Source organism: Mariniradius saccharolyticus AK6 (assembly GCF_000330725.2).
Classification (GTDB): Bacteria; Bacteroidota; Bacteroidia; order Cytophagales; family Cyclobacteriaceae; genus Mariniradius; species Mariniradius saccharolyticus.
In genome coordinates, this window is record NZ_AMZY02000006.1 from 41786 (window position 1) to 64106 (window position 22321).

Genomic DNA, 22321 nt, shown 5'->3' on the forward strand with positions numbered 1-22321 from the left:
TCATTGGTCGTCAAAAATTCAGGCTTCAGTCGGGATTTTATTGGGCTGGTCCAGACTTTTTATCCCAGGTCATTTGCCTGATCTACTTTTGGATCATCATTTAAAAACAAACAAACTACACACAATGAAAAAGTCAATTTTAACACTTGCAGCTCTTTTGAGCATGGGAATGATGACCGCTTTTGGGCAGGAATCAATGACGCAATCGGTAAAGCCAGTAGGCTTTTATGGACAGGTAATCAACGAATTCATTTTTACGAAAAAAGCATCTCCTGTTAGGAACCATTACAGCATTGGTACCGAATTGGGACTTAGATTTCAGGACAAAGTATTCGTAGGGTTGTACTACACCAACTCCATCGTACCGACAGATCTTTGGAGGCAAACGCCGAACAATGCATTGGACATGAAGCAGGTGCATTACGGTCTATCAGCAAGCTACGTGCAAGATTTCGGTGGGCTTTTCTATGGAAAAGTTGGATTGAGGGCTGCCTACGCCGATATCAAGCAAGATTACACGATCACCAAAGAGAACGGCACCGTAGTCAACAAAGCAGAAAGCAGAACCAATTCAATCGCGCTGTCACCTGATTTGAGAATCGGTGCGCACATCACACGCTGGCTCGATATCGAGGCGGGCGGCACTTACCGCGTTAACGTCAGAAACCATGAAAAATGGGGCATTTCGACCCAGGATTTCAATGGCTGGGGCGGTACACTTTCTGTAAAGGCAAAATTCTAATCCCTTCCATCACCAACCTAGCCGGTTCATTCGAGCCGGCTTTTTTTATCCCCATCTTTCCAACTATCAAAACAATTAAAGCGATGCATCATATTGAAAGCATGATCCGGATCTATGCCCCCTGTGAAAAGGTCTGGCAGGTCCTGACTGATTTTGAATCCTATCCAAACTGGAATCCATTTATCAAGTCGATCTCAGGAGAACTGAAACTAGGCCGGAAACTTCAGGTCAAAATTTTGCCGCCAAACGAAAAAGAGATGTCATTTTCGCCGACAATAATTCGGACTTTGGCAGGCAGGGAAATTCGGTGGTCTGGCAAATTTCTTATCAAAGGGCTCTTTGACGGGGAACATTACTTTGAACTGGAACAAATTGATGAGCACACCACGCTCTTTGTCCAGGGGGAATACTTCTCTGGGCTTTTGGTCGGCCTGATGTCCGGCATATTGGAAAAAACCAAAATGGGCTTTCAACACATGAATCGGGCGCTGAAGAAAACATGTGAATCCTAGGCAAAATGCAATCGAACAAAAAAACAAACTTTAGGAAAATGAAAACAATGATAGAGCCAATGAATCCGAATCATTGGAAGGAGGTGGCAGCCATCTACCTTGAAGGCATCCAAACCGGCAATGCCACTTTCCAGCAACAAGTCCCCACTTGGCAAGACTGGGATAGGGATCACCTCAGAAAAGGCAGATTCGTTTACCTTGTTGAAGAAAAAGTAACCGGTTGGGCGGCATTGTCCCCCGTATCGGGTAGATGCGTATATGCCGGTGTGGCGGAAGTCAGCGTCTACGTGGCGGAAAATTTCCGCGGAAAGAAGATTGGACTTCAACTATTGGAACACCTGGTACGAGAAAGCGAAAAAGAAAATTTCTGGACATTGCAGGCGGGCATTTTTCCCGAAAACATAGGAAGTATAAAAATCCACGAGAAACTCGGATTTAGGATCGTCGGATTGAGGGAAAAAATCGGAAAAATGGAAGGTAAATGGCGTGATACACTGCTGCTGGAAAGGCGTAGCAAGGTAGCCGGGATCGAATAGGTTGTATTTCGAAGACAAAACGAAACCGTGGCAAAAACAACTTGGCCAGCCAAATTATGACTTGAACTACCATCAACACCAAAAGCTCCTTTCAGGGGCTTTTTGGGTTTACAAACCTTGCTCAACCATGAAGATTGAACTTGATCCTGACTTTTGTCTACACCCACTCCAGCCTTCATACGCAAAATCCCTGTTTGGAATTTTGACAGGTCACCGGAGCCACTTCTCCCGCTGGCTGCCCTTTGTAAATGACCTCTTTAGTATCGAACAAACAGAAAAATACATCCGTGAATCCCAGCTTCTCTGGGCAGCGAAAAGGGACTTTTCTTTCGCTATCCTCAAAAACAATCGAGCAAGAGGGCTGATCTCAGCCAAGGACCTCAACTGGCTTGAAAAAAGCACCGAATTGGGCTATTGGCTGGATCCGACCCTCCAAAACAAGGGAATCATGACCAATGCCCTCAATTGTCTGATCGAATTCTTGATACGGGAACATGGTTTTCGAACCTTTTGGATCAAATGTGCCCAAAGCAACCTCAGTAGCCAAAGGGTGGCCATCAAGGCCGGATTTGCGCTGATGGGAGTCGAGAGCAGAGAGGGTCGGGAAAACGCGGAGATTTTCCACATCTATTGTCGCGAAGCGTAGCTTTCCCTTAGGTTGAATCGAGCGCCCACCTCGAAACTCGGCCTCCGATGGTAATATGTTTCCTTTATATGGTGTCAAAAACTCCCATGAGGATCATATCCTCATGGGATTTTCGTGAAACCTGAAAACCGGATAATTTACCAACCCAGCTTCCTGAAATAAAAAATTCCCCCCTGAAGCAGGAGGGAATTAGTCACCATGTATACCAACTTTAACTTATGTCCTCTTTCTGAAGTACAGGTTCCTCAGCCTTCCCACATCCTTAATATGGAATCCCGTTGCCCTCCCTTTGCTGTTGACTTCCCATTTAATCACGCCCAATTCCCGGGTCCTGAAGGTAGTGCCCTCTATGGCTATCAGCTCAACTTCACGAAATCCCGCATACTTCAGCAATGTTTCTGGAAGGATCAGAAATGGTTTCCCGTCCCGCTCTTTGACCTCATAGGCCACATCCAAACCACGGCCCTCATAGATTCCCAAAAGTTGGGTCTTTGAGGGGCTCTGGACTTTTTGCCGTTTTGGGTTCAGCATTTCGGCGGGGTCTGATTTCTTTCCTTGGATAAATTGCAGGGTTTGGACACCATTCTTACCGGTAAAGACGACTTGTCCGTCAAATTCCCTAAAAAAGAACTCAGCTTCCGATTTTGGGACTAGCTGAAAGGGCGGAGCATCCGGCAGATAAATGAACAGCCCTTTTTCTTCCCACTTGATTTCAAACTGGACCCCATCCCAAAAGCGGTATTCCCCGGCATATTTTTGAGTGACTTCACTTGTCAGTTCGATTTCGACTTGTACTTCTTTCTCCGAATGCCGTGCGAAATCAGCCGTGAGGTATTTGGCAATCGCAAGGGCGATGGCACCGGGACTTCTGGGTAAATTATCAGAATTGGCAAGCACACTGATTCCCAATTCTAACTCAGGCAGGTAGATGACATAGGAGGCGTAACCTGGCACACCTCCTCCATGGGCGAAGGCCTGCATTGAATTGATCTCCCTTTTTTCAAGTCCATAGCTGTAGTCGATGGCTTTCCCGCTAGGCAAAGCATAGGAAGCACCAAACATCGGATGTATAAAATGTCCTTCCACCTGATTGGAATGCAATAGATACTGCATCCAACGCATGAGGGAAGGAAGATTGAGGTAGATATTGGATTCTCCTGTGATCGTGGTTTGCTCGGGATATCTCTGTTCAAATCCTTCCTGAATCTGATGATATGGAATGGCTCGACCAGGAACTGATTTGCCTAGCCTATCCAGGACAATCCCCTGAATACCCATGGAGGGAAAAAGGGACCTTTCGAAGAAATCAGCATAGGAAAGCCCGCTTTGCACTTCGATCAATTGACCCAGAAAGAAAAATCCAGAATTGGAATAAAGAAAATCAGCACCTGGACTGAAGTTTAGACTTCTATACCTCCTATGCAGTCTAAGCTCGTCCATTTTTCCCCACTCAGACTCAAGGCTTCTGCCCGCAAAAACCCGCAGGTTATCCGAAGAGGGAATACCTGAGGTATGGTGCAGCAATTGCATCGGCGTAATCTGTTTGGAATAGGGGAAACCGCTGAGGTATGAACTGACGGGCGCGTTGAGGTTGATTTTTTGCCTTTCCTGAAGGTACAAAATCCCAAAGGCCGTAAAATGCTTGGACACGGAAGCAAGGTTGAATAGGGTGTTGGATGAGATGGGCGTCCGATTCCCAAGATCCGCAAGACCCTGGTAATGTTCGAGTACGATCTCGTTTCCAATCGTGATTCCCAGCGCAAATCCGGGTTCGTCATTTCCCGGCTTTTTGCCAATCAAAGAGTCGAGGATGCCGGCATGGATGGGCGGTAGTTTTTTGTTGCTTTGAGCCCAAACCAGTTGGACAAAAAGGATAGCAAGGAAGAGCAAAACGGACTTTTTCATGTTATGGGTTGGTTTAGAAGATGAAGTATGTAATCAGGTGGAAACCCATGTGGGTCAGGATCGCGAGGATCAGTCCGAACCTCCAAAAGGCAAAGCCAAAGCAGAGTCCGGCCCAGAAGTTGCCCCCAAGGATATAGACCAGTGTCCAGATGCTCGGAGAGAACACTTCATTGAAAAGCGCTGGCAGATGGCCCGTAGCAAAGAGCATCGCAGTCAGGATATTGGCAATCCAAAACTGGATATGGGAGTTGGGTCGGTTGAATTCCTTTAGGATCCAAAGGAGCATTGTCATGAGGCCATAGCGCATGAGGATTTCTTCGGTAATCCCACCGTAAAGCACCCGGGTCCAAACAGGCAATCCGGGTCCTTTGATCACCTCTTTGAAGGCGGGATCGAATCCCCAGCAAGTTCCCAAATAGATTACCATCACGCCGAGCGAGGAGATTGCCGTCAACACCAAAAGTGGATGCAGCAGGTCCTGAAAGACCGACAGCATAGGCTTGTCTTTTTTCGCATCAAGTATCGGCAGCCTGATACCCGCCGAGTCCTTCAGCAGCGTGCCGATCGTGATGCTGATGATCAATAAAAGCGTGGGATTGACCAAAGTGGCCCAACGGACGGTGCTGGGATCCATTTTTAACCCAGGGGGAAGCGTCGGTGGAGAAACCCAAAGTAGGGAAGCTATGCCCACTACACCCAAGCCAAACAGGCTGATCGCAATTCGGAGATTTTTTGACTTTCGCATGGAAAATAAATTCTCCACGAAGCTACCTTTACCGCAAGGCCTGGTCTAATTTATCCCGACGGGCACCCGATTAATCCTACCCAACCCGAAAAAAACGGCGACGAACCCAAACCCGCTATTCCCCAATCAGGGGGATGCGGGCTACAAAAAAATCGCCTTCCGTTCCAAATTTGGGCGTGTCCGCCGATAGGATCAGGTATCTATTTCGGATGTTCTTCAATCCCAAGCCTGTAGAAGGGGCCTGATTGATCCGGACCTGCAGGGAATTTTTGACAACGAGGTAATGGTCTTCGATTCCGATAAAGATTTTCAAAGGTTCATCTTTCGAAATCCTGTTGTGCTTGACGGCATTTTCGATCAAAAGCTGCATCGTAAGCGGTGCGATCTGCATCGAGTAGAAGCGCTCAGGAATATCGACCGCGAGTTGGATCTTGTCTTCAAAGCGGATCTTGAGCAGGAAAATAAACGAGTTGACAAAATCCAGTTCCACTTTCAAGGGTACCAGGGTATTGTCCTTTTGCTCAAGCAGGTAGCGATAGGACTTGGCCAACTGATCGATAAACTTTTCAGACAAATCCGCATCCACATGGACCAAGGAGCTCAACACGTTCAGACTATTGAAAAGAAAGTGCGGATTAACCTGGTTTTTCAGTGATTCAAATTGGGCCAAGGCCATGCCTTTTTCCAATTCTTCCCGCTGTGAAAGAATCCGATCCGTGATGTCCCGATTACTCCAGATTCGTCCCACAAGCTTACCATCCTGAATCTGTGGCGCCGAGTAAACTTCAAGTACCTTGCCGTTGTGAAGATTGAGGGTCATGGTGAAAACAGCCTCGCGGTTTTCCTTGAGAATCCCAAACCCCCGTTCGAATTCTTCCTTATTGGTGACTTTGGGTTGGACCAGCCTGCTGATCTCTTCCACACCCAATCCGACTGGATTTTGCTCGAGATCCCAAAGTGAAAGAAATATCTGGTTGGCATAGACCACCATGTTCTCGAGATTGGCTAGGAGAAACCCTTCCGCAGAGGAATCGATTATGGCTTGGTTAAACGAAAGGGAAGCCCGTGTCGATGCCTCGGCCTCCGATCTGGCGAGTGAAGACGTGAGTATCTCGCTGCAAAGCTTGAGGAACCTGATGTCGTCTTCTGACCAGTTCTTGGGTTCAAATAGGGCATCATAACCTATCATTCCGACTAGTTCGCCATTGATCCGAAGCGGGAGAAGCAAGATGCCGACTGTCCCGTCCGCTTCAAAGGCTTGGCGGCATTGCTCGGCCTCGGGGGGCATTTCGTCCAGGGTTTTGAAATTGAGGATTTTGTTGGCCCGCAGCTGTCCAAAGGTCCACTCCATCGCATCGATCGGGATTCCCTTTTGGTAGTAGATAGATGGAATTTGATCCCCTTTCTCGCTTCGCCATTCGTGGAGACAGTTCCAGTAGTTTTTCTCCCGATTCAGCTGGTACACATAGACCCTGTCCACGGCAGAAAACTTCCCCATATTTTCCAACATTTTCTCCAGGGCTGACTGGAAATCCATCCTCAAAAACGAACCTGAGATGGAGCTGGTCAGTTCATAAAGTTCCTTCTGCCTCCGGATCAACAGCTCTGTTTCGTGCCTGCCGGTGATGTCCCGATAGGTGACAATCAGCCCCTCGATCATGGGGATTTTTCTTCCGTCAGAGATTTTGACTTCGAACATTTTGACGGATCCGGCCTTCGTTTTGACGCGGAATTGGTCAAAATGGACTTGATTGGCCCCTCCCTCCAAAAACGATCCAAACCGGCTTTTTACCCCTGCTTTATCCTCCTCCAATATCCAGTAAAACGGGGGAAACTCCGTCAACTCCGAAATGGCATATCCCATCTGCGTCGTAGCCGAGGGACTTGAATACTTGATCCTTCCATCTGTGTCCCAGACCTGAACGATGTCCTCGACGTTTTCGATCAGCTGCTCAAAGTAGTTTCCCAGTCGTGTAACCGTATCCTTTACTTCCTTTTCCCGAAGGGCTTCCAAAAAATGGATGATATTGAAGCCAGTGAACAATACCGAAAACAGCAAAAAGGATATCAGCGTGTTGATAAAGATCGCATTGTTTCCTGGGAAGGGTGATTGGTACAGCAGTTGGAAAAAATAGGAAGAAACCATCACCACCAAGAAACTGCATATCGATCCCAGTCCGGCAGAAAGCAGCACGCGCTTGAGGGGTTTTTCGAGCCAATTGAAAAAGCGCTCACCGACTTGGGTCACCCAAACCGCCGACTTCCAAATCAGGAGCACGATAATGACGTTTGCGAGGAAATTCTGGAAAAGCTCCAAGGCATTGAATTGGGCGAAAAAATACTGGTTGACCAGAATCAGAAAGCCAAAACCAACCGCGACGGCGATTTGGAGCTTCCATGAATACATGGTGGTCTTGGAGCGACTTGATTGGAGCGTGAACAGCGACATGGACTGAATTTCTGACTTAATCTCGGGAAGTTATTGATATTTGGAATTGAAAAAAACCCAAGCCCGAATGGGGATGGGTTTCACCTGTGGCAGTGTTGGCGTAGTCAATTCATAATCCGGGCTTTGATTTCAGCAATCACCAGATTGGGTTGGTCGAGGTGTACGTAGTGGGAACTTTGTAGTTGAATGTGTTTGGAATTGGGGACCGATTGTACAAATTGGCCATGCAGGAGACTTTTGAGCTGCATGTCCTCGGGCGTTTCTTCGGGACTTGGCTTGAGGGCAGTGATTACCGTCACCGGAATTGGGGGAAGCTTGGATGCCTTTACCTGCTCGGCGGTTTTGAGGGAGGATATAAACTCCCGCTTGCTGCCCTTTTCCAATCCCATCTCTTCCGCAATCTGCGCCAAAAGCTGCTCCGGCGTCATTCCTCCCAAGTCCGCCTCCTTCAGGGCTAGGATTTTATCCTCCAAAGTATAGTCAAGCAGCACCATACCAGATACCAAGTGGGGATACTTTCCTGCAAAAATCCGTGCATAGAGCCCTCCGACGGAATGGCCTACCAAAAGATAGGGCGGGGCCAATTCACTCTTTTCCAGAAGTTGCTTTAATTCGAGCGCGACATCGAACCCTGTGGAAGCATGCCCGGCTGGGGTGGATTGTCCGACACCGGCCCGGTCGTAGGAAAGCGTCTGATACCGCTTTGCCAATTCACTTTGAATCTCGCTCCAGGTGGTGAGTCCGTCACCAAGGCCGGAAATGAATACAATGGATGGACCGGATTTTCCCTGGGTCTTGGTGTAAAGCCGATACCCCTCAAGGTCAACCCATGAGATTTTGGATTTGGGCACAAATGGATCGTTATCAATCCTCAGCGTGCATGAAGCAAGTGCCAACATCAGCATGGCGGTGGCGAACAACAAAAGCGGTCTGTAGCTCATCGTGGTTTGGTTTAGAAGTATGGGCCAAAATTGGGTCAGCCTTACCTGCCCAAAAAGTAAAAGACGACGAGTGCCCAATTTTCCCTACCGAACCCGGAATAAGTAGCACTAAGCTTTGCGGGTAGGATTAATTTTGGGAATCCATTATTTTGTGGTTCAATTGTTTTGGTATGAACGTAGTAATTGTTGAAGATGAGCGTCTTGCCGTCGATCGTGTGAAAGGATTTTTGGAGAAATACGATGCCCAAATAGAGGTCCTTGCAGATATTCCCTCTGTCAAGAAAGCAGTGGAATGGTTTTCTTCCCATCCTTTTCCGGACCTGATTCTGCTGGACATCCACCTGGAGGACGGGCAGAGTTTTGGGATCTTTGACCAGATTTCGGTCGACTGCCCGGTGATTTTCATTACGGCATTTGACGAATACCTGATCAAGGCCTTTAAGCTCAACAGTGTGGATTACCTACTCAAGCCTGTCAACTTTCAGGAGCTCAGCCAGGCCCTGGATAAGTTTAAAAAATACCATGCCCCCAAGAAATCCTTCTCTCTGGCAGATATCCAACAAATCCTCCATCCCCTCATCGAGTCCAAGCAAAGCTACAAAGAGCGCTTTTTGGTAAGTTCGGGGAGCAAGATCCTGACCGTGCCCGTCGAGGAAGTGGCTTACTTTTATTCTGAGGAAAAAATCAGCTTCCTGGTCAACCGACAAGGACAACGTTTCCCTTTGGATCTATCACTGGACAGGTTGCAGGAGGTATTGGATCCATCCAAGTTTTTCCGGATCAACAGGAAATTTATCGCCAGCCTCGAGAGTATTTCCCAAATCCATAAATACTCCCCTACCCGTTTGAAGCTCGGTCTTTTGCCCGATCCCAAACAGGAGGTATTTGTCAGCATCGAGCGCTATTCCCAGTTTAAGGATTGGTTGGATCGGTAAAATAAAGAATGGATGGACCCGCTCAATCTTCCTCCTTTACGAATTGACCTTTTCAGTGTCTTTATTTTTTTGGGCCTGATGCAAGCCATTTATTTGGGGCTGGTTTATGTGGTCTTCCCCGCAAAAAGGACCCAAAGCTCCGTCCTACAAGGCCTGCTGCTTTGGAGTATGGGTGGTTTTCTCTTGGAGATCTTCCTGATGTACTCCGGGCTTATCCCCCATGCCTGGTTTCTCGTGGACTTTTCCGAGCCCTTGGGTTTTTTGATCGGGCCGCTGTTTTATGGGGTGATCCTTTGCCTGACTCGGGGGACGGTACCGGCAAAGTACTGGATCCATGGGGTACCCTTTTTTGCCTATACCTTGTACATGGTCCCCTTTTGGGCACTGCCGGATGTAGCCAAATACAATGCCTGGATAGCCGCCTACCATCCCGATCTTCCACGCTTGGACTATTCATATCCCTATCCGACGGACCCGTTGTTGATCCGGGAATTCATCACTCCGGTCACGCTTTTTTCCGTGGCCGTCTATGGCTTGCTCTGTCTCCGGGCGGTTTTCGGATTTTTCTCCAGCCAAAACGCCTCGATCTGGAAGCCTGTCACCGAGGCACAAAAGCGGTTGCGCCTTGTTCCGTTTATTCTGGTGACGGTTTTCATTTTTGTGACCGTGGTGAAAATCTTCAACATGGAGGATACAGGCGACCATTGGTACGCTGCCTACATTGCGTTTACGGTTTACCTCACCAGTTTCCTGCATATCCGCAGTTCCAACCTGGAGTATGCGGATCTAAAGATCCCCGAGAAATACCAAAGCTCCCGCTTGGATGCGGAGACGCAGCGTGAACTCATCGACAGAGTGAAACAGATTTTGGAGAGGAATCAGCCCTACCTCCATCCCGACTTTTCATTGCCGAACCTGGCCAAAGAAGCCAAAACGAGTGTACATGTGCTTTCACAAGCCATCAATGAGGGCTTTGGGAAAACTTTTTTTGAACTGACTGCCGAGTATCGGGTGCGGGAGGCCTGCCGGCTGCTGAAAGGTGAGGAAGGTGCCTACCTGAAAATGGAGGAAATCGCCGAACGGGTAGGCTACAGTTCCAAATCCTCCTTCAATACGGTATTCAAAAAGCAGGTGGGCATGACGCCTTCCGAATACCGAAAATCGGCCCAAAACGGGATTGTTTAGCGTTCGACTTTATCAGATCGAACGCTGACTTGATAAAATCAGTCGTCGGACGGTCGGGGATTTTGGAGGTTTGTCCCATCAAAACCAAAAAAATCCCATGGAAACACACGCAATTCTCAGACGACACGACCTGGACTGGCTCCGGTTTTTTGCCATTATCCTTCTCCTCTTTTACCACACGGGCATGTGGTTCAGCACTTGGGGCTGGCATGTCAAGAATGAGGAGACCAGCCTAATATTCAACTATTGGATGATCTGGTCCCATGACTGGAGGATGCCGCTGCTGCTATTTATCTCCGGTGCCGGGACCTTTATGGCTTTGGGCAAGCGGACCAAGACCCAATTTGTCAGGGAGCGCTTCAAGCGGCTGTTTGTCCCCTTGGCATTTGGAATGTTTGTGATTGTACCTCCCCAAATCTATTATGAGCGGATTCAGGAGTTTGCCAGTTTCTGGGAGTTTTACCCTACCACCTTTGAATTTGAGCCCTATCCCCAGGGGAACTTCAGTTGGCACCACCTTTGGTTTATTGCCTATTTGTTGGTCTTTTCGATTTTGATATTGCCGCTGTTGGCATTTTTGCGGAAGCCTGCTTCAATGGAGTTTAGGAACTTGCTGGAGCGGGTATTTACCCGGCCGGCAACTGCGCTTTTGCTTCCCGCGGGGATGATTTTGCTGAGCCAGTTTTTACTCAGACCCTATTTCCCGGACGAAACGCATGATTTTCAGGATTGGGCCTACTTCGTTTTCTACTTTCTGTTCTTTGCCTTTGGATTGATTTTCTACAGCAACCCGAGGCTGTGGGAAAGTCTAGGCAAAAACCGCAAAGTCTTTCTCGCGGCGGCCGTCCTGATTTTGATTCCTTTTTACGGAATCTACCTGCATTTTAGGAATGTGTGGAGCCTGCCAATCGGTGCGGAAAACGTAGAGATTTTCTTCGATGTAACCTCTATTTTCCTGAGTTGGTTTACGGTCTTGGCCATCATCGCCTATGGTCAGTTTAACCTCAACCGGCCACATCCTGTCCTGAAGCATGTCAATGAAGGGCTGTATCCTTTTTATATCCTGCATCAGACCGTGATCATTGTGATCGGCTATTACATCTGTCAGTGGGATTGGAGCATTGGGATGAAATATTGGACCATCGCCTTGGGGACTTTGGGAATCTGTCTCGGGATTTATTTCGGACTGATTAGGCCTTTTGACCCCATACGGTATCTATTTGGGATGAAGCCGCAGCCTGCAAATCGGGAGCATAAGCCCAAGCCCGTGCTGGTTCCGTAGCGGTATTCCACCACCCCCTCACCCAAGAAAGATGATCTCTGGGAGAGGGGGGAATCGTTCCGAGTTAAAAAATCGGGACAATTCCCTTCAAACTGAAAAATACCTTAAACAGGGTATTTTTTCGTATTCGTAAAATTAAGTTCTTGCGAGTATTCCCTTTTTCTTTCAACTTGGGGAAACTTCGACCCGATTTTTAGACCTCGATGATTCCGCAAGATTTCAAAAAGTTATAGGTTGAGTCATAGAGTTTTTTCGGTCTAGTCAGGTCTAAATCATCTCCATGGGGAATCAAAATAATTAAACCTTGGCGAGCCCGAGTCAACAAGACCCGATAGGCATTTCTTAAATAAGATTTATCTATTTCACTTGCTATATTTTTCCAACTTGTTCCTTCAAAAGTCTGATAATTCCATTCTCCATTTTCGAAGTAAAAATTTATATCCCACGCTAGGCAAACATAATCAATTTCAAGCCCTTGTATATCGAACTCGGTAGCGACCAGTTCCAAATAGTATGAAGAACGAACATCAGATGAATTGTTTAAAAACCAATCTTCAGCAGTAATTTCGTTTTTTACGTTGATTCCAAGCGGCCTTAATCTTCTTGCTCCTGAGCTACTAACTAATCCTATTCTTTCAGTTCCTTTTGCACTCTTTCGAAGCCATTCTTTTGCGACATCAAAATTCCTTGTAAGACAAATTGGATACAATGAATTTATCTCCTGTAAAATTGATCTTGCCTGAGCAGAATCTCCATCAATTAAATGTTGAACGAAACTTGATATTTTTTCTGACCGAAAAGAACGAACCGAAACTGATAAATGAAGTTCGGTTGCGGAATTTCCGTTTTGTCTGAGCCATCCTTTTAATGTCTCCTCACTCAAATAATTGTTGTCATTAGTTATCAGATTAGAAAAATAAATATGCCAATTCGGGTAATGATTTTTTAAAGCAATCATCCATTCAGAAAGGCCCGCCTCGCCTGTATTTATTTCTTGTCCACCTCCCACTAAGCAAATTATTGTACAATAACCTATATGTCGGTTCATTACGTCAATTAAAAACTCAGGCTCGGACATATTAAAGTCCATACCTTTGGATTTCATGAATGAGGCGGCTTTTTCCTTTGTCCAAGCCCTTTGAGCTTCATCAAAAACTACTACTCTCTCATCTGGAGCTTGACTAGAATTAAGATTATCGTCACGAAAATGGTGAATGTTCTGGATAAATGCATTTGCCTTTATTGCAGATCTTTTTTTGGTTAATTTCTCGCCCCTCTCTTTTGCCTGAAGAACTTCATCTCTAATCAATGCTTCCCTTAAGACATAGACTAAGGGGCCATTCCCGGAAAGAAAAACCGCATTCTCGTCTTCATGAGCTTTCCTTCTTTCATTCGCAATATTTAATCCAGCCAAAGTTTTACCAGCACCTGGGACGCCCGTCAAAAAACAAATAGATTTAGAATTGGTCGCTTTAGATTTCTCAATAATTTGATTGATGAATTCAGTCGTTTTTGAAAGGTTTATTGCTCCAGCATCACTTCTTGAAATTTCAGAAACCGAGTGTCCTCTATATAGCGCTTGAGATGCTTCTATGATTGTTGGGGTCGGTTTGTAAATCGAGCTTTCCCATAGAGACGGGTTAATTTTACCTCCATTGCTAAATGTAAGGACCTGATTAATTACATAATTAAGACTTCTTTGGTTTACTTTCAGTGGTTCAAATAGATTATCATTAATCTCAAAATGATTTTCAATTATCTGTGCTTTGGTGGAAACCAAAATCGGAACGATTTTCTCGTGATGACTGCCTTCGTGAAAATTTTGTAAGTCTAAACAATAATCCACAGTCTGTTCTATTGCGTGCTTCTGGTATTCAGTTTCTCCGACCTTGAACTCAATGACAAAAATGAAGTCTTTAATTATCAATATATTATCAACTCGTTTTCCCATTCTGGGGATAGAGAACTCAAAATAGATTTGACCATTTTCTAAATTCTTTAATTGATTCTTCAGAATTTCAATTTGTCTTATCCAGGCATTCCTTTGCTGATTTTCGACAGCAAAATTGTGATGCCTCATCAATAGTCCAAGTATCCTGTTAACATCGTCATCAAGGAAACCGGAAAATGAATTTGAATAGTAACTCCTTGACATTGAAAAGTTATTTTAATTCAAAAAACTCTACCACTGGCGTCTTCAATGCTTCGGCAATTTTGAAAATCGTTTCAATCGATACATTCCTTTTTCCGTTTTCAATATCAGAGATATAGGTCCTGTCCAGTCCAGCCAGATCAGCCAAACTCTCTTGAGACACACCATTCTTTTTCCGGATTTCTCTGACTTTTTTGCCGTATTCAGCCTTAACGTCCATCCTGCAATCTGAAAAAATGTGGCCTATCGTACCACCGACTATAGTCTACAAAAGGTTAAAAACTGCTTATATTTACATTAAACCAAACTCGACCATGAACAAAATCATCCCCGTCTCCACAGAATACCTGCGCCCTTCGCGGACTATTGAAATCCTGAACTTGGTGAGGTTTGAAGATTCCAAACTGGTCTACATTTACAATTTTGATGGGAAGTATTTTCGATTTTTTGATTCTCTTGCAGGGATGATTGGCTTTTTCGAGTCAGGCATAGAGCCTTTATACTCGTTTGATTCGGAGGATGAGTTGGATAATTTTCTTGAAAAGTTAAAAATTTGAAAGTCTCCCTCATCGAAAGGGAAATTCCGAAAAAGCCCACTAACTCCTCACTTGCCTCGATTTCGGTGATTTTGCGGTCGTGTCGTAAGAGAAATTTTCCAGCCTTCGGACCTACGCCATCGTAGCATCTTCATGAAGTACCCTCCCGTCCATTTCCCTCCAAAACTTGTAAAAAGCTGGTTTTGGAAATTCGCTGCTTCTTTGCCTGAGATTGTCGTGTCAGAGGTTCTTTTTCCCAACCAGACCCCATCATTAACTACCTCGTCCCCTCCAATACCTCGCTGACCAAGGTGACCAAAAATCGTCCCGGTTCCTCGCGCATGGGGAAATGCCCGCTGTTTTCAAAGCTGAAATTTGCTTTTTGGGGGCATTCAAGGCTTCGAGGTATTCTTTTGCCGGGCCACAGGGCGTATGCAAGTCATGAACGCCCATTGTGAAGTAGATTGGTATCTTGAATTGGTAGGGGAAATCGGGGGCATTGCTTTGGGACATGTGGTATGACCGTTGCTTGGTGGCATAGAAGCCGTTTTCCCCACAGAACTTGGGTACGGTGAATTTGGGTAAGGGATAGGGTTTGGGGATGGCAGTCATTGGCTTTTTAGGCATTTTAATTCCTCACTCGAATTTCTTCCCCACAATTGATGCGGGCTTGGTCCAAAGCCATTCCGATGAACATGGGGTAGCTCCAGGATTTGTACCTGCCCCATACATCACCTGCATATTTAGGATATATTTCATCTATGACCAAAGGGATCAGCGGTTGGGCTTTATCTTCCAGTAGTCTTAGGGCAATGGCTGCATGGAGGACGGTGGTTTCCTCTTCCGCTTGAAGGTATTTCCCCAATGTTTGATAGGCTTTGGGATCTTCCTTGATTTGGATGAGCATTTTGGCACTCTGAATGGCATTGATTGGAGAAGGGTCATCCAATATGTTTTCCAGTTCCTGAAGTAACAAGCTGGAATTCAACCCGGCATATTCCAAAGCAATCAAGCCCCAATATCGGACAAGGGGATCCTGATCCTGCATCCGTTTTAGGGTTGAAGCGCCATCTATCTGCCCTACCAGGTTCATTGCCTCAAGAGTTTTTTCCGGATCAAATTGGGTGTCATCCCTTAAGATTTCATAGACGGAACTTCCTTTTGCCCGGAGCATATATTCAGATTCGTTGAGCATTCCGGAATCCCTGTGCTTTACCATCCATTGATCCAGTTCTTTTTGGAATAAACCGATACGTTCCTGATGCTCAGGTTTCATCGCCAGGTTATTCAATTCATAAGGATCTTCTTCCAGGTCATATAATTCAATGGTCATTTTGGGATGAAAGTATTGTTCCATGTGATTAGGCAAGGTCTTTTCATTTCTTGCCCGGTAGATTTCCTCCATGGCCTGTTTGCCTTGGGTGAAGATGATGGCATTTTGAATGTAGGGAAGTTGGGGAAGATAATGGCGGATATATAAGTATCGCCCATCAGAAACCGACCGCGACATCTCATGACAATCGTCCGCACGGCTTCGGAAGCCAAAATTGTACTGGTTTTTCACTGCATTTGGGCCAAGAAAATTATTGCCTTCCATATAGGACGAAGGGGCTATGCCCGCCAAGCCCAAGACAGTAGGAGCAAAATCCACAAAACCCACCAGATCATCCACCTGTTGGGTTTCCAGATTGGATACCAGGTGTCGGTATTTTTCCGGTACATGAAGGACGAGGGGAATGCGTAAGCCAGAGTTGGTAAGCCAGCGCTTGTGTCGGGGAAGGCCAAAGCCATGGTCGGAAAATACAAAAATGATGGTATTGTCATACAGCCCGTCGTCCTTAAGCTGTTGGACAAGCTCCCCTACTCCTTGGTCAAACATGCTGATCAGGTCGTAAGCATGCGCGATGATTTCCCGCATTTTTGGGGTATCGGGAAAATAGGGTGGAATAGGTGCTTTTGCGGGGTCATGTCTCAGCTTGAGGTCCTTTTTTACCGACTCCGGGTCGTCGTTGTTGGTGGGGCCTTCGTGGGTAATCATAAAATTGACTACCGAGAAAAACGGTTGACCTTCTTTCCTGTTTCGCCAATGGGCATCTTTGCTGCTATCATCCCAACGGCCTTCGGCACTGAAGTTATAATCTGTTTTGACATTGTTGGAGGTATAATAGCCATGTTCCCGGAGGATTTCGGGGAGGATTTTCAGGTCATTGGGTAGGGGCACATCGGAACGTAGGTGTTGGGTTCCCAAGGAAGTGGCATACATGCCGGTAATCAGCGTAGAACGGGCCGGGGCACAGATGGGAGAGTTAGCGCTTGCCCTTGTAAAGATAAAGCCATCCGCTGCCAGCCCGTCGATATTGGGTGTAGTAGCGTATTCATCACCATAACATCCCCAAGCCGGATCAATGTCCTCGGTGGAGATCCACAGGATGTTGGGCGGGGGGAGATCTTTTTGGCTTTCAGAATTGCAGGAAAAGAAAATCAGCGCAGATAAAAGAAAAAAAGGAAGTATGGTTCTCATGGTGCCTTATCGTTAAAGTCGAAGTACTTTATGCAAAAACAAGCCTTTATGTTTCGATCCTTATTTGATCGACCGGTTACAATGAATGAATATGCAAATTTTTACTTAACGCCTCAAATGACAACATAAAATACATTCCTTAGTTTGTCAGGCTTGGAATTTGAAACAGTTTAGGGTGTTTTGGTTCAAATTGTGGGGTCGAAAAAAGACATACAGAAGCCTGATCATACAAAGGATCAGGCATTAATTTATTGTTTAATTGTTCAGATAGGACAGATGGGCTTCCTGACAATTTTTGCATGCTTTGGCACATGCCTGAAGTCCGGTAATCAATTCATTACATCACATGGTTATTCTACTATAAGGTAACAAATCCATTTAACTACCTTAAAAAAAATAGCAAATACCATTACATCAATCAGCAAGGGGTTTTACCTTATTGACCAGTTCTACCAAGAATTTTCCCGGTTCTTCCAAAAAAGGAACATGCCCACTGAAGTCAAAAGTAATGACCTGCTTATAAGGAGCAGAGATACTCTCCCAGTATTTTATGGCGGATTCATAGGGTGTATGCAGGTCATGCCTTCCCATCATGAGGATCATGGGTATGTCGAAGCTTTGTGGAAAATCAGGAGCCCCTCCATTGGAAAGGATCCTCCGGCTTATCCATGACGTACTTTTGGCGAGGTTGTCAATATCTTCAATCGTATACTCAGGAGATAGCGAAGGGAGCGCAAACAAAAGTTCAAAATCGGATTTTCCATACCATCCACCATTAAATTTCCTGGACCATTTGCGTACGGCCAATAGCTTGCCAACAGGAGTCTGTCCAATGGGATTCGGATAGGGCGCCAGGGATTTTAACTCCTCGAGGGCTTCGGCGTTTTGAGCATCTTGGGCCAAGCGGAGCAGGGTTTGGTAAATGACCGCCTCGGGATTTCCCGGAGCCATTTGCCCTATTCCGATATAGGCATGCAGTTTCTCAGGGATGCGTGCCGCCATGCGGATGCCGATGCCGGCGCCATAGGAGTAGCCCATCAGGAATATTTTCTCCTGCCCAAAGCGAAGCCTCAGGTGTTCCACAAGTTGATAAGCATCCTGGATGAGGGTCCTGAAATGCAGTTCTGCGGCGACGGAAGTGGTATCGGTGTTCAGCCAATTTTTACCTGCAGCACGCTGGTCCCATTGCACCACGGTGAAATAGTCTTCCCAAGGCCCCTGAAATGCCCACGCCGTGGGCATCGTCGGCGAGGCAGGTCCACCGTGAAGGAAAAGTAGAACCGGGTTGTTGCGGTCCTTGCCGCGGATGCTGATCCATTGTTGGCTGCCGTTGAGGTTGATTTGCTCCAGGGTCTCGATTCCCTTGGGTGTATGGATACGGCGCAGTTCTTGGATCAAGTCCTTTGCCGGGGACATCTCGTCAAGAACTTGGGCGAACGCGGTGGAAATTGAAAGAAGAAAGACTATTGGGAAAATTCGAATCATGGGTAGCATTTTTTCCTAAAATAAAAAAACCTCCGTTTTATCGAAGGCTTATTTTCAAAGGCTAGAGGGTCACGGACTTTGAGGCCACGGTCGTCGCATTCAGGTTGGGGAAAACCCTTTTGTTGGACACCGGATCTACGTAGTCGTTGGTGAAAAAAGAATCACCGTACACTCGTACATGAAGGGTCCCCGTAGCGCTGACGCCAAACGAGGTCAACTCGGCTGGGGTGAATGTCTTGCTGTAAGGGGCATCTTGTACAATATAGGTTGGGGAAAAGCCCTTGTAATTGGTATTGGAAACATCCGGCGTATCACTGAAAAAATAACGGATATAGCGCCTGTTGCTGCTGTTGCCTGCAGGTGAGGTGGTGACGGCCGTGACCAGGTTGCCTCCGGTGACGCCGAGTTCCACGGCAGTGACGGTCGTGGTGGACCCTTTACCCAAAGAGGGCGTGTCGGTAATGGGCGTGGAAGCCGCCTTGTGGTCCGTTACCTTTTTCTTGAACGTGCCATAACCGGTTTTCTCATACACCAAGACATGGTTGCCAAACGAAACATTGGGCAGTTGGAATTTACCCGCCGCATCGGTGAGAGCGGAAATCGCCGGGCTCGTGTTTTCGACGGTGACTTTCATACCGGCGTCTTCCTGTCTGGTCGATCCTTCGTCAAACAACAAAACTGAGCCTGAGATTGTACCCGAAGTCGGAGCTGGATCAAGCGTATCGGAACCGCATGAAACCAAAAAGCCAAGTAACGCTAGGTAGGCAAGAGAGGATTTAATCGTTTTAATCATAATTTTTCATAAATAACTTCTAAAAGTATGAAGTTCTTTTCTCCCCAAAAAACACCCAATAAAATTTCTCAATTAGGTGAGGCAAATACATTTAAATTCCAAAACCGGGCAAGGTTTCTATCCCTCTTTGCGCTCAAAACCGATAGCCAATCCGCAGGTCCATGTGTTCGGCCACATGACCGTGGGCTTTCATGGAGACACCCAGGGACACGTTGCGGAACGCGCGGTACATCAACAGGTAGCGTTGGTAGAAAGCCGCCGTTTGGTAGTTGTCGGGTTTGTGGAGATACAGGGCCATGCGCTGGCTGAAGTCGAATTTTCCGAACAGGAAATGGTTGGCAACAAAGACGGCCGGCATCAGGGCGGGCGATTCGTTGCTGACCGCATAATCCCCCACGATATCCAAGCCCCCACCGAGGGCATTGATCCGGGAGACGGAACGGTACGCCCCCAGCGCCAAGCCCAAAACGGGCTTTCTGGCCGTGGAACCCGTCACTTCACTCGTGGTAAAACCCGCGTCGATGTAGCCTACCCAATTTTTGGAAATGGGTGCTTTTTCATGGCTGGGCAATTCCGGATTTTGGAGATAGGAATTTAATCCCAATCCCAGCAGGGGAAAATTCATGCCCTTGTTGGGTTGGCGTTGGCCGCCGTTGGAGATATGGTTGTAGGCAAAGGACAAGTGGGCGGACCAAGCGTCCGAAAAACGGTATTCCAACTTTGGACTGACAAAGCCCAAGAAACTAATCGGAGAAGAGAAAAAGATGTTGTCCGGATTTTCGATGGCATCGAAATATTCGTTCAGATAGCTCACGCCGACCCCGGTGAGTAGGGAGATCCGCAGGCGATTGTTTTGCCAAAGGATGGGCTCAAAGGTCCCTGAAATGCTCGTCGCGGAACCCAAAACAGCGGGATTGGCAAAATTGTAATGGGAAAGCTGTATGCCGAGGAAGTGAAAACAAGCGCAGGCATCCCAATTGGTTTTGTCGGTTTTAAGGACCTGGTAATGCAGGTTGAAGCCGTAGGGGTTCGATTCGGATAGGGGCTTCAGTTCGGGAGAATGGGGAATGATAAATCCATATTGTCCTTCCAGCGAAAAGCGTTTGACGCTCTGGGCATTTGATTCCGCCCAAAGAAAAAGTGCTGCCAGAAATAGTAAGCGTTTTCCCATACCTGTCAATCCTACCTTATGATCCAAAATCAGGCAATTTTGTTTGCGTAAAGTAAAGCAGCTTCATTCTTTTTTTTTCAACCACCGTCGGAGATTGCTAACGAAAGGATGGCCAAGTGGTTAGCCCCCATTGTCTGAAACCAAAAGCTGGCTGTGTATCATGTGCTTTTTGCAGGGAAACTGCCGCATTCTCGTGCCAATTCCTTAAATTCAAAGACCAAACCACAGCATTATGAAAAGACTATTTCTGGGCATCCTCCTCGCCGCATGGATGTTTTCCTGTAATTCCGGCAACAAACATACTGGCGAACAAATAAGTGAAACCCGTGATCTGGATGGGGTATCCCGCCTGAAGATCAATGGGGTGTTTAGCCTCGTCCTTTCCCAATCGGACCAAGCTTCCCTGCGTATCGAGGGCGACAAGGAAATGGCCGATAAACTTCAGGTCAAGCAAAACGGGGACCTGCTCGAACTGAGCATGGAGGAGGGGGAAACGAGTTTTTTCCAGAACAAATCACTGACCGTTCACCTTGCGGTGGCTGATCTGGAGGAATTTACCTTTGAGGGCGTCGGCAATATCAAGACCGAAGAGGCCCTGACCTTGGACAATATCCTCATCAGAGGCAAAGGCGTGGGCAATATCAAGCTGGACATCGAGGCAGAAAGTATCGATGCGGAGTTTAACCTCCTGGGCAATATGGAGCTCAAAGGCAAAGCCACGGACGTGCTTTTGGTGAATGAGGGCATCGGCAATGTGGATGCTTCCGGGCTGATAGCGCAGACCCTGAGCCTCAAGAGCTCGGGAATCGGAAGGGTTTCGGTGCATTGCGAAGAGGATCTGTCCATCGAAGTCAACGGCATCGGGGCCGTGGAATACTCCGGCAATCCCAAGACCGTCAACGAAAAGGTGGATGGGATTGGGAAGGTGACGAGGAAATGAGGGATAAGTACGAAGTACGAAGTTGGAAGTACGAATGAAATTGTACCAAGTACGAAGTACGATGTACCAAGTACGAGGTAAGAAGTTAGAAGTACGACGGGGGAGGGACGAATGCTGGGTTGGGGTCTATGGACCAACTATAAGAATAACGAATGATGAACGTCGAACAGTGCCTAGCAGAACCCAGCAATACACCAATAACTTAATAACCAATAACCAAATAACGAAGTACGAGGGGGTTGTACCAAGTACTAAGTACGAAGTACCAAGTAGGGGAAAGTACGAAGGTAGAAGTTAGAAGTACGACGGGGGAAGGACGAATGCTGGGGCGGAGTCTATGGACCAACTATAAGAATAACGAATGATGAACGTCGAATAATGAATATCGAACAGTGCCTAGCAGAACCCAGCAATACACCAATAACTTAATAACCAATAACCAAATAACGAAGTACGAGGGGGTTGTACCAAGTACTAAGTACGAAGTACCAAGTAGGGGAAAGTACGAAGGTAGAAGTTAGAAGTATGACGGGGGAAGGACGAATGCTGGGGCGGAGTCTATGGACTATCGACTATGGTCTATGGACCAACTATAAGAATAACGAATGATGAATGTCGAATGATGAATATGGAATGACCCCGTCGGGAAGCACGAATCCACTAATACCTTAATTTCGAATGATGAACATCGAATGATGAATATCGAACGGTGACTCACGGTACACACCAATCCACTAATAACTTTATAACCAATAACCAGCAGCTTTTTAGCCATCCAAACCTTTTAGCTTTTTCCCGGTCGTTCTCCCTTTGCAGGCTTCTTCAATTCCGCTTATCTTGCCGCC

The 22321-nt window shown here is 46.7% G+C and carries 20 protein-coding genes; 9 read left to right on the forward strand and 11 right to left on the reverse strand.

Annotation, left to right across the window (positions count from 1 at the left end; genetic code table 11):
- Positions 1-124 precede the first annotated feature (124 nt).
- The 4 genes from C943_RS04320 (at position 125) to C943_RS21275 (ending at position 2436) form a co-directional block, all read left to right on the forward strand.
- Complete coding sequence (locus C943_RS04320) at positions 125-742, forward strand: hypothetical protein (RefSeq protein ID WP_040478984.1); 618 nt, start codon at positions 125-127, stop codon at positions 740-742.
- A gap of 83 nt (positions 743-825) precedes the next feature.
- Positions 826-1254 (forward strand): SRPBCC domain-containing protein, encoded by a 429-nt coding sequence (locus tag C943_RS04325; RefSeq protein WP_008624632.1) that lies wholly within the window; start codon positions 826-828, stop codon positions 1252-1254.
- A gap of 38 nt (positions 1255-1292) precedes the next feature.
- Complete coding sequence (locus C943_RS04330) at positions 1293-1790, forward strand: GNAT family N-acetyltransferase (RefSeq protein ID WP_008624633.1); 498 nt, start codon at positions 1293-1295, stop codon at positions 1788-1790.
- 127 nt (positions 1791-1917) lie between these two features.
- On the forward strand, positions 1918-2436 hold the full coding sequence (locus tag C943_RS21275; RefSeq protein ID WP_008624634.1) for a GNAT family N-acetyltransferase: 519 nt from the start codon (positions 1918-1920) through the stop codon (positions 2434-2436).
- A 216-nt stretch (positions 2437-2652) separates the two neighbouring features.
- On the opposite strand, the gene C943_RS04340 is transcribed toward C943_RS21275, so the two are convergent.
- From C943_RS04340 to C943_RS04355, 4 genes are all read right to left on the reverse strand, one after another.
- Complete coding sequence (locus C943_RS04340; RefSeq protein ID WP_008624635.1) at positions 2653-4341, reverse strand: serine hydrolase domain-containing protein; 1689 nt, start codon at positions 4339-4341, stop codon at positions 2653-2655.
- A 13-nt stretch (positions 4342-4354) separates the two neighbouring features.
- Positions 4355-5086: a CPBP family intramembrane glutamic endopeptidase gene (locus tag C943_RS21280; protein ID WP_008624636.1), complete on the reverse strand. Its 732-nt coding sequence runs from the start codon at positions 5084-5086 to the stop codon at positions 4355-4357.
- 115 nt (positions 5087-5201) lie between these two features.
- Positions 5202-7535 carry a histidine kinase gene (locus C943_RS21285; protein ID WP_008624638.1) on the reverse strand — a complete coding sequence of 778 codons (2334 nt, stop codon included), beginning with the start codon at positions 7533-7535 and terminating at the stop codon, positions 5202-5204.
- Between the two features lie 104 nt (positions 7536-7639).
- Positions 7640-8476 carry an alpha/beta fold hydrolase gene (locus C943_RS04355; protein WP_008624639.1) on the reverse strand — a complete coding sequence of 279 codons (837 nt, stop codon included), beginning with the start codon at positions 8474-8476 and terminating at the stop codon, positions 7640-7642.
- 170 nt (positions 8477-8646) lie between these two features.
- On the opposite strand from C943_RS04355, the gene C943_RS04360 reads away from it, so the two are divergent.
- From C943_RS04360 to C943_RS04370, 3 genes are all read left to right on the forward strand, one after another.
- Positions 8647-9411 carry a LytR/AlgR family response regulator transcription factor gene (locus C943_RS04360; RefSeq protein ID WP_008624640.1) on the forward strand — a complete coding sequence of 255 codons (765 nt, stop codon included), beginning with the start codon at positions 8647-8649 and terminating at the stop codon, positions 9409-9411.
- Between the two features lie 12 nt (positions 9412-9423).
- Positions 9424-10596, forward strand: a complete 1173-nt coding sequence (locus C943_RS04365; RefSeq protein ID WP_008624641.1) for a helix-turn-helix domain-containing protein — start codon at positions 9424-9426, stop codon at positions 10594-10596.
- Between the two features lie 97 nt (positions 10597-10693).
- Entirely contained in the window at positions 10694-11878 is a 1185-nt protein-coding gene (locus C943_RS04370) for an acyltransferase family protein (protein WP_008624642.1), read from the forward strand.
- A gap of 193 nt (positions 11879-12071) precedes the next feature.
- Here C943_RS04370 and C943_RS04375 read toward each other — a convergent pair whose 3' ends face one another.
- The gene (locus tag C943_RS04375) at positions 12072-14033 is read right to left on the reverse strand and encodes a DUF2075 domain-containing protein (RefSeq protein ID WP_008624643.1); all 1962 of its coding nucleotides are present in this window, start codon (positions 14031-14033) and stop codon (positions 12072-12074) included.
- 7 nt (positions 14034-14040) lie between these two features.
- Positions 14041-14250: a helix-turn-helix domain-containing protein gene (locus C943_RS04380; RefSeq protein ID WP_008624645.1), complete on the reverse strand. Its 210-nt coding sequence runs from the start codon at positions 14248-14250 to the stop codon at positions 14041-14043.
- A 94-nt stretch (positions 14251-14344) separates the two neighbouring features.
- Between C943_RS04380 and C943_RS04385 the strand changes: the two genes are divergently transcribed.
- Positions 14345-14587: a hypothetical protein gene (locus C943_RS04385; protein WP_008624647.1), complete on the forward strand. Its 243-nt coding sequence runs from the start codon at positions 14345-14347 to the stop codon at positions 14585-14587.
- A gap of 252 nt (positions 14588-14839) precedes the next feature.
- On the opposite strand, the gene C943_RS22330 is transcribed toward C943_RS04385, so the two are convergent.
- The 5 genes from C943_RS22330 to C943_RS04410 form a co-directional block, all read right to left on the reverse strand.
- Positions 14840-15193: a hypothetical protein gene (locus C943_RS22330; protein ID WP_040478987.1), complete on the reverse strand. Its 354-nt coding sequence runs from the start codon at positions 15191-15193 to the stop codon at positions 14840-14842.
- Position 15194: 1 nt separating this feature from the next.
- Positions 15195-17087, reverse strand: coding sequence for a sulfatase-like hydrolase/transferase (locus tag C943_RS04395; protein ID WP_008624651.1), 1893 nt, complete (start codon positions 17085-17087; stop codon positions 15195-15197).
- A 414-nt stretch (positions 17088-17501) separates the two neighbouring features.
- Positions 17502-18572, reverse strand: a complete 1071-nt coding sequence (locus C943_RS04400; protein WP_008624653.1) for an alpha/beta fold hydrolase — start codon at positions 18570-18572, stop codon at positions 17502-17504.
- A gap of 61 nt (positions 18573-18633) precedes the next feature.
- Positions 18634-19365, reverse strand: coding sequence for a peptidase associated/transthyretin-like domain-containing protein (locus C943_RS04405; RefSeq protein WP_051069496.1), 732 nt, complete (start codon positions 19363-19365; stop codon positions 18634-18636).
- 133 nt (positions 19366-19498) lie between these two features.
- Positions 19499-20563 carry an acyloxyacyl hydrolase gene (locus tag C943_RS04410; protein ID WP_008624657.1) on the reverse strand — a complete coding sequence of 355 codons (1065 nt, stop codon included), beginning with the start codon at positions 20561-20563 and terminating at the stop codon, positions 19499-19501.
- A gap of 205 nt (positions 20564-20768) precedes the next feature.
- Here C943_RS04410 and C943_RS04415 point away from each other — a divergent pair, with 205 nt between their 5' ends.
- Complete coding sequence (locus tag C943_RS04415) at positions 20769-21476, forward strand: head GIN domain-containing protein (RefSeq protein WP_008624658.1); 708 nt, start codon at positions 20769-20771, stop codon at positions 21474-21476.
- Positions 21477-22321: the final 845 nt, after the last annotated feature.

What these genes read in the sequence shown, in the direction of transcription:
- C943_RS04370 (WP_008624642.1), top strand. Translation starts at nt 10,694, where the DNA reads ATGGAAACACACGCAATTCTCAGACGACACGACCTGGACTGGCTCCGG.
- C943_RS04330 (WP_008624633.1), top strand. Translation starts at nt 1,293, where the DNA reads ATGAAAACAATGATAGAGCCAATGAATCCGAATCATTGGAAGGAGGTG.
- C943_RS04325 (WP_008624632.1), top strand. Translation starts at nt 826, where the DNA reads ATGCATCATATTGAAAGCATGATCCGGATCTATGCCCCCTGTGAAAAG.
- C943_RS04360 (WP_008624640.1), top strand. Translation starts at nt 8,647, where the DNA reads ATGAACGTAGTAATTGTTGAAGATGAGCGTCTTGCCGTCGATCGTGTG.
- C943_RS21280 (WP_008624636.1), bottom strand. Translation starts at nt 5,086, where the DNA reads ATGCGAAAGTCAAAAAATCTCCGAATTGCGATCAGCCTGTTTGGCTTG.
- C943_RS04405 (WP_051069496.1), bottom strand. Translation starts at nt 19,365, where the DNA reads ATGATTAAAACGATTAAATCCTCTCTTGCCTACCTAGCGTTACTTGGC.
- C943_RS04375 (WP_008624643.1), bottom strand. Translation starts at nt 14,033, where the DNA reads ATGTCAAGGAGTTACTATTCAAATTCATTTTCCGGTTTCCTTGATGAC.
- C943_RS04400 (WP_008624653.1), bottom strand. Translation starts at nt 18,572, where the DNA reads ATGATTCGAATTTTCCCAATAGTCTTTCTTCTTTCAATTTCCACCGCG.
- C943_RS04320 (WP_040478984.1), top strand. Translation starts at nt 125, where the DNA reads ATGAAAAAGTCAATTTTAACACTTGCAGCTCTTTTGAGCATGGGAATG.
- C943_RS21285 (WP_008624638.1), bottom strand. Translation starts at nt 7,535, where the DNA reads ATGTCGCTGTTCACGCTCCAATCAAGTCGCTCCAAGACCACCATGTAT.
- C943_RS04415 (WP_008624658.1), top strand. Translation starts at nt 20,769, where the DNA reads ATGAAAAGACTATTTCTGGGCATCCTCCTCGCCGCATGGATGTTTTCC.
- C943_RS04395 (WP_008624651.1), bottom strand. Translation starts at nt 17,087, where the DNA reads ATGAGAACCATACTTCCTTTTTTTCTTTTATCTGCGCTGATTTTCTTT.
- C943_RS21275 (WP_008624634.1), top strand. Translation starts at nt 1,918, where the DNA reads ATGAAGATTGAACTTGATCCTGACTTTTGTCTACACCCACTCCAGCCT.
- C943_RS04385 (WP_008624647.1), top strand. Translation starts at nt 14,345, where the DNA reads ATGAACAAAATCATCCCCGTCTCCACAGAATACCTGCGCCCTTCGCGG.
- C943_RS04340 (WP_008624635.1), bottom strand. Translation starts at nt 4,341, where the DNA reads ATGAAAAAGTCCGTTTTGCTCTTCCTTGCTATCCTTTTTGTCCAACTG.
- C943_RS22330 (WP_040478987.1), bottom strand. Translation starts at nt 15,193, where the DNA reads ATGCCTAAAAAGCCAATGACTGCCATCCCCAAACCCTATCCCTTACCC.
- C943_RS04355 (WP_008624639.1), bottom strand. Translation starts at nt 8,476, where the DNA reads ATGAGCTACAGACCGCTTTTGTTGTTCGCCACCGCCATGCTGATGTTG.
- C943_RS04365 (WP_008624641.1), top strand. Translation starts at nt 9,424, where the DNA reads ATGGACCCGCTCAATCTTCCTCCTTTACGAATTGACCTTTTCAGTGTC.
- C943_RS04380 (WP_008624645.1), bottom strand. Translation starts at nt 14,250, where the DNA reads ATGGACGTTAAGGCTGAATACGGCAAAAAAGTCAGAGAAATCCGGAAA.